At 65.2% G+C, this 6,321-nt stretch carries 5 protein-coding genes; 2 read left to right on the top strand and 3 right to left on the bottom strand.

The window, feature by feature from the left end; all coding sequences use genetic code 11:
• Positions 1–406: 406 nt before the first annotated feature.
• Positions 407–1,393: an aldo/keto reductase gene (locus AC1D34_RS32735; RefSeq protein ID WP_441507619.1), complete on the bottom strand. Its 987-nt coding sequence runs from the start codon at positions 1,391–1,393 to the stop codon at positions 407–409.
• Between the two features lie 236 nt (positions 1,394–1,629).
• Between AC1D34_RS32735 and AC1D34_RS32730 the strand changes: the two genes are divergently transcribed.
• Positions 1,630–2,523: a LysR family transcriptional regulator gene (locus AC1D34_RS32730; RefSeq protein ID WP_441507556.1), complete on the top strand. Its 894-nt coding sequence runs from the start codon at positions 1,630–1,632 to the stop codon at positions 2,521–2,523.
• Between the two features lie 600 nt (positions 2,524–3,123).
• On the opposite strand, the gene AC1D34_RS32725 is transcribed toward AC1D34_RS32730, so the two are convergent.
• Positions 3,124–4,674: an MFS transporter gene (locus AC1D34_RS32725; RefSeq protein WP_476826487.1), complete on the bottom strand. Its 1,551-nt coding sequence runs from the start codon at positions 4,672–4,674 to the stop codon at positions 3,124–3,126.
• A gap of 180 nt (positions 4,675–4,854) precedes the next feature.
• Here AC1D34_RS32725 and AC1D34_RS32720 point away from each other — a divergent pair, with 180 nt between their 5' ends.
• On the top strand, positions 4,855–5,775 hold the full coding sequence (locus AC1D34_RS32720; RefSeq protein ID WP_476826486.1) for a LysR family transcriptional regulator: 921 nt from the start codon (positions 4,855–4,857) through the stop codon (positions 5,773–5,775).
• On the opposite strand, the gene AC1D34_RS32715 is transcribed toward AC1D34_RS32720, so the two are convergent.
• On the bottom strand, positions 5,769–6,146 hold the full coding sequence (locus AC1D34_RS32715; RefSeq protein ID WP_476826485.1) for a hypothetical protein: 378 nt from the start codon (positions 6,144–6,146) through the stop codon (positions 5,769–5,771). The genes AC1D34_RS32720 and AC1D34_RS32715 overlap by 7 nt on opposite strands.
• Positions 6,147–6,321 lie beyond the last annotated feature (175 nt).

The following is a 6,321-nucleotide window of genomic DNA, read 5'->3' as shown; positions in this document are numbered from 1 at the left end:
GAGAGTGATCGCCATCCTTGGCGCTGGGCCGCTCATTCTGGCGATGCGGACCTGAAAGGGTCGCCGCGACTCTCGTCCAACTTCACCCGCAGACGACGCGGCGCACACCTCAGGCATCCCAATAGCGCGTTTGCACACGGCCTCGGTGGCGAGCCGAAGTTGGCGCCTTGTCCGAAACCGGTCATAGGGCTCCAGACAATGATGCGCTCCCAATCTCGATGCTGAGGGCGCGTTTTCCCAACCTCAAGCCAAACGAAAAACGGGCCGCCCCCGGCAGCCCGTTTCCGTATAAAGTCGAGGAGGCTCAGCCCTTGTCGATGACTTTCTTCACGGCGTCCCTACGCTGCCAAGCGCCTGCTGGGCTTCGCCCTTGCGGCCCCTGGACGGCGCCCCCAGGCAGGAACGACTACACCGAATAGTCGATCGAGAGCATGTGGTCCTTGCCCATGCGGTCGCCATAGACCGGGAACTTGGTCAGAGACGTGTCGATCGCATGAACGTCGGCGGTGCTGAGCTGCACGCGGCCCGCCCCCAGATTTTCCAGCAGATGGGTTTTGCTGCGCGTGCCCGGGATCGGGACGATATTCGGGCTCTTCGCCATAAGCCAGGCGAGCGCGATTTGTGACGGCGTCGCGCCCTTCTTGGCTGCGTAGTCCTTCAGCCACTCGACGATCGGCATGTTGAGGGGCATGAACTCCTTCGAGAACCGTGGGAAGCCCGCACGGAAGTCCGTCTTCTCGTCGTACGTCGTGCTCGGATCGTACTTGCCGGTCAGGAAGCCCATCGCCACGGGCGACCACGGCACAAGGCCGATACCCAGCTCGTTGCAGGTGTCGAGGATGCCGTTCAGCTCTACATTGCGGGTCCACATCGAATATTCGTTCTGAACAGCCGTGACCGGCTGCACGGCATGCGCGCGGCGGATGGTTTTCGCGCTTGGCTCCGAAAGGCCGAAGCCCAACACCTTGCCCTGCTTGATGAGGTCCTGCACGGCGCCGGCGACGTCCTCGATCGGCACCGCGGGATCGACGCGGTGCTGGTAGTACAGATCGATGTGATCGGTCCGAAGACGCTTCAGGGACTCCTCGACAACGCGCTTGATGCGCTCCGGCCGGCTATCGAGCGCAACGGTCCCATTGATTGCGAAGCCGAATTTGGTCGCGATCTTGACCTTGTCCCGGAACGGCTGGAGCGCCTCGCCGACGAGCTCCTCATTGATGTAGGGGCCGTACACCTCAGCCGTGTCGAAAAATGTCACGCCATTCTCGAACGCTGTGCGGATGGTCTTGATGCCTTGGTCCTTGGGGACGGGCCCGTTGTAATTGCCGCTCTGGTTCATGCAGCCGAAGCCAAGCTCCGAGACTTCCAAATTGGCGAGCTTGCGGGTCTTCATCGTGATCATCCTTGGGGGCTGGACCGTCTGAGCACTGGCATTCGACCAGGTGGCGATCTGTGCGGCAGCGGCTCCGGCGAGGAAGGTGCGGCGGCTGAGAGGGGTGTATTCGGCCATTGGTCGTCCTCTGGCTTGCGGGGCGGCATCAGCCGCCGTGTCGATGGCCATACGTAGCCCAGGCGGCGCCTTTCGATTAGGCTGCACACTTCGCTTGGGTCTATCGAAGATGTGCATCAATGAAGCGCGATGAACTGAACGACCTTGCGGCTTTCCTGGCCGTGGCGGAGGCGGGAAGCTTCACGCGAGCGGCGGCCAAGCTCGACATGTCGCAGTCGGCCCTGAGCCACGCCATCCAGCAGTTGGAAGAGAGGTTGGGCATCCGGTTGCTGGCGCGAACGACGCGCAGCGTCTCGCCGACGGAAGCCGGGCGGCGCCTGATGCGGACGTTGAAGCCCGCGTTGACGGACATTTATGCCGAGATCGCGGGCTTGAGCGAACTGCGCGACAAGCCCGCCGGAACGCTGCGCATCACCACGGTGAAGCATGCGGCCGTATCGGTTCTTTTGCCGAAGCTCCGCACTTTCATGGCCGAGCATCCCGATATTGCGATCGAAATATCGGCAGACGAGGCCTTGATGGACATCGTCGCCGGGAATTTTGATGCTGGCGTGCGTCTGGGAGAGCGGCTTGAGAACGACATGATCGCGGTCCGGATTGGACCCGAGATGCGCTCGGCGATCGTTGGATCGCCAGCCTACTTCGCAAGACACCCTGTCCCGGTCTCGCCGCACGATCTGACGCAGCACAACTGCATCAACTACCGCCAGACGGGCTCCGGTGGCCTTTATGCCTGGGAATTCGAGAAGGACGGGCAGGAGCTGTCCGTGCGCGTGGCGGGCTCGCTTGTGTTCAGTGATGCCGACCTCATTCTACAGGCAGCGCTCGACGGACATGGGCTGGCCACGACCTTTGAAACGCAAGCCGAGGGCCACGTCGCTTCCGGCCGACTCATGCGTGTCCTGAAGGATTGGTGCGCGCCCTATCCAGGGTTCTTCCTCTACTATCCAAGCCGGCGACAAACACCGCCTGCCATGGCAGCTCTAATCGAAGCGCTGCGCTATCGCACTTGAGTTCGTCCAACTGAGCCTTCCGACTGCCGTTGGCAGCGTCACGAAAGGGAGCCAGCGGGCCCCGCCGTCTATCGTTGAGCGGATCTGCCGCAAAGCGGACGTCCCGGACGTCGACAATGGGTTCGATTTCGGAAGTGGCGGCGGCCCGCCAGCAACGTCTGAGATGGGAGGGAGGCTGCCATCGACGATCAGAGAAGCGGCTCGCCGTCCTTTGGAAGCCGCAGCGGGCGCTGGCGCGCCGTCATAGTGCACATGATCGTGTTGGCCGTTCCGACGCTGAGGGTAGGCTTGGCGATCCGCTCACGTTCGGCTGCCGTGTTGCCGATCTCGTGGCGTGCAGGCAGGCATCGCACGTTGTGCCCTCGAACGGCAGGGACACGCGCTCTGCCCGGTTTATTGCATCGGCCCGTAAAGTGGATTGCGGCTTTCGGGGCAAAGCCGATGCAAACACATAGGGTTAGATCATCGGACCGGATACGATTTCCGGTCCGATGATCTGGCGCCGCTACCGGATGAGCGACCTCGCTGCCGGCTGGATCCCGACATGCCTTGACGCCCATGCCCCGCCGCCGATGCCTGACCTCGACCGGGTGAGCCCGATCAGGCTTCCGAGGTGCGCAGACGCTCTTCTGCCTCCGTCGCCGCCTCGGCCCTTTGCTCCGTGCCGCGCCCGAGGAAGGCGAAGACGACGATCGCGGTGACGACCGTGATGGCGCAGAGCATCACGAGCAATGTGGCGAAGGCCTCGCCATAGCTCTGGACGAGCGCAGTCCGGCTCATCTGCGGCAAGGCGGCCGCGGCGCTCGCGATGTCGCCGGTGACGAGCCGCTGGGCGGCGGGGCCCGCATGCGCTGCGGTCGCGCCAGCCGCAAGATGGCCCGCAGTCAGGGCGGACAACACGGCGCTGACCACGGCGAGCGCCACGCCTTCGCCGGCCACGCGCGTGGTGCTGAAGATGCCGGTCGCCATGCCGGCGCGCTCCTTGGGCACGACGCTGACTGCAAGCCCGTCCATCAGCCCCCAGGGCAGGCTGATGCCGATGCCGATCAGCGCCATCGGCATGGCGATGCCCATCGTCTCGCCGCCGAGCGGAACGCGGCTCAGCCAGAACAGGCCGGCCGCGCAGATCAGCAAGCCTGCGCCGCAGATCGTCGCCGGCGCGAACCAGCGCGTCAGCAGGCCAGCCGCGATCGGCAGGACCAGCAGCGGCGCGGAGAGTGCGATCATCAGCCGGCCGGCGGCGATCTCGCTCAGGCCCTCGATACCGATGAAGCGCACGGGCAGCAGGATCAGCAGCACGACGAAGGCATAGGCCGGCGCTGCGGCCAGCAATTGCACCCCGACGAACCGGGGGTAGCGGAACAGGGAGAGGTCGAGCATCGGCCGAGCGACACGGCCCTCGATCACGACGAAGGCGATGAACAGCAGGATGGAGCCGGCCAGCAGGCCCAACACGGTCGGCTCGGACCAGCCGCGCTCCGGCGCCAGCAGGACACCATAGGTGAAGAGCGCCAGGGCCAGCGTGAAGCTGGCGGCGCCGGGCCAGTCGAGCCCGGCGGCGTCGGGATCGCCCGATTCCTGCAGGACGCGCGCGCCGAGCGCCAAAGCGAGCACCGCCAGTACGATCACGAGCCCAAAAATGCTGCGCCAGCCGAAAGCGTCGATCATCAGGCCCGAAGCGATCGGCCCGAAGGCAAGGCCGACGCCGAAGCTCGTGCCGACGATGCTGAAGGCGCGGATGCGCGACGCGCCATCGAATTCCTGTGCGAGCGCCGCCATGCCGCCGGAAAAGGCGGCTGCCGCCGCGACGCCCTGGGCCGCCCGGCCCAGATCGAACCACAGGATATCGGGTGCAACGGCCAGCGCCATGGAGAGCACCGCGAATGCGCCGACGCCGATGAGGAAGACGCGCTTGCGGCCATAGGCATCGGCCAGTCCGCCCGCTGCCATCAGGCTCGATCCGAAGGTCAGCATGAAGGCGTTGGTGACCCAGTTGAGCGCGATCGGGCTGCCGCCCAACGCCTTGCCGATGGCAGGAAGCGCCACGGCCGGCCCGGTAAAGGTCAGCGGCATCGCCGCAGCGGCGAGGCAGACGGATAGGAGCACGAGCGCCTGCTCGGCCGTGCGCGGCCGCGTGGTGGTTTGCGTCATGGATTGAATGCCCTGTTCGATGGCGGCGGCGCTGCGACCCAGCCGGCGCTCGCCTTTCCCAGGAAAGCTCGCCTTTCCCGAGAAACAGGATAATCTTGATGGAATACCTGCCAAGGCGTCGCGCATTCCGATCTTGGCGGAAGTAAACGCTCGAATGCTCGTGTCTCGGGAGAGCCAGGAATGGATTCGCTGAGCGGCCTGATGGCCTTTGTCCGGACCGCCGATCTCGGCAGCTTCGTCATGGCCGGGCGCGTGCTCGGACTGTCTGCGTCGGCGGTCGGCAAGGCGGTGACCAGGCTCGAACAGCAGCTCGGCATCCGGCTGTTCCAGCGCTCCACCCGCAGCCTGCGGCTGACCGAGGAGGGGCGGGCCTTCCACGAGCGCTGCCGGCGCATCCTCGACGATCTCGACGATGCCCGCGCCATGCTCGCCCGCACGATGGACGTGCCGCGCGGGCGCCTGCGCGTCAGCACGCCGATCGTCAGCTATCACCTGCTATTGCCGGTCCTGCCGGAGTTCATGGCGCGCTATCCCGAGATCGAGGTCGATCTCGATTTCAACGACCGCCTCGTCGATCTGATCGACGAGGGCGTCGATGTCGCGATCCGCAGCGGCGAACTTCCGGATTCGCGCCTGATGGCGCGGACCCTGCGCCCATTCCAGATGCTGCTCTGCGCCGCACCGTCCTATCTGGAACGCCACGGCAAGCCGGAATGCCCGCGCGACCTCGACGGGCATCTCGGCATCCGCTTCCGCTATCCCAACAGCGGCAAGATCCAGGCCTGGCCGCTGACGCTCATGGCCGGCGAACCGGAACTGCGCACGCGCACGGTCCTGACCTGCAACAATATGGAGGCGCTGCGCGGCGCCACGGTGGCGGGGCTCGGCATCGGCTGCATGCCGGATTTCCTGGTGCGCGATCCGCTCGGGAAGGGCGAGTTGCTCACCCTGCTCGATGACCGGATCGATGCTCCCGGCCATTTCAGCCTGATCTGGCCCTCCAACCGCAACCTCTCTCCGAAGCTCCGGGTCTTCGTCGATTTTATCGGGGAACGCCTGTTTTCAACCCGCTGCGAGGCGTTTCCCCAGCCCTCTCAGTGAGGCGAAGGCCGCGTATCCAGCAAGGCGCGAAGTCCGCGCACGGTGGTCTCGTCGAAGTTGATATCGATATCGACGCCGGAGCGGGTTTTCGTCCTCAGGATCAACGTTCCATCGTCGGCCATCGCGAAACTGGTCTGTTCGGCGAGCACGGCGTTGACGACGTCGGCATGGGACGGGGAGCCGCGCAAGTCGGCGGCGTGCATGGCTGCCGCTTCGAACCGCGACAGGAAATCCCCCTCGAGCAGCCGCGGGATGTGAAGGATGAAGCGGCGTCCATTGCTGTCCGTCAGATCGAGGCAGCTGGTCTGCCCGCTCGCGGAGGYGCCGTGGCCATTGACCTGGCTCAAGAGGATCGTGGCGGGCTCTGTCATCCCTGCATTCCCTGCAATTTGCTGATCTCAGCCGCCTCCTTAGCCGTTTCACGTCAAAGTCGGAACTCGGGGCGAACCGGGCTGCTCGAGGGCAAAGATCGCCCCCCCCTTAAGCCCTATAGGCGTTTCCAGATCAGGAGGTCGCCCACCGTCCGGAACCCGGCCTCCAGTGCGG

This window comes from Allobosea sp. P1_A7, assembly GCF_056406775.1.
This window is presented reverse-complemented; position numbering and strand designations above follow the sequence as displayed.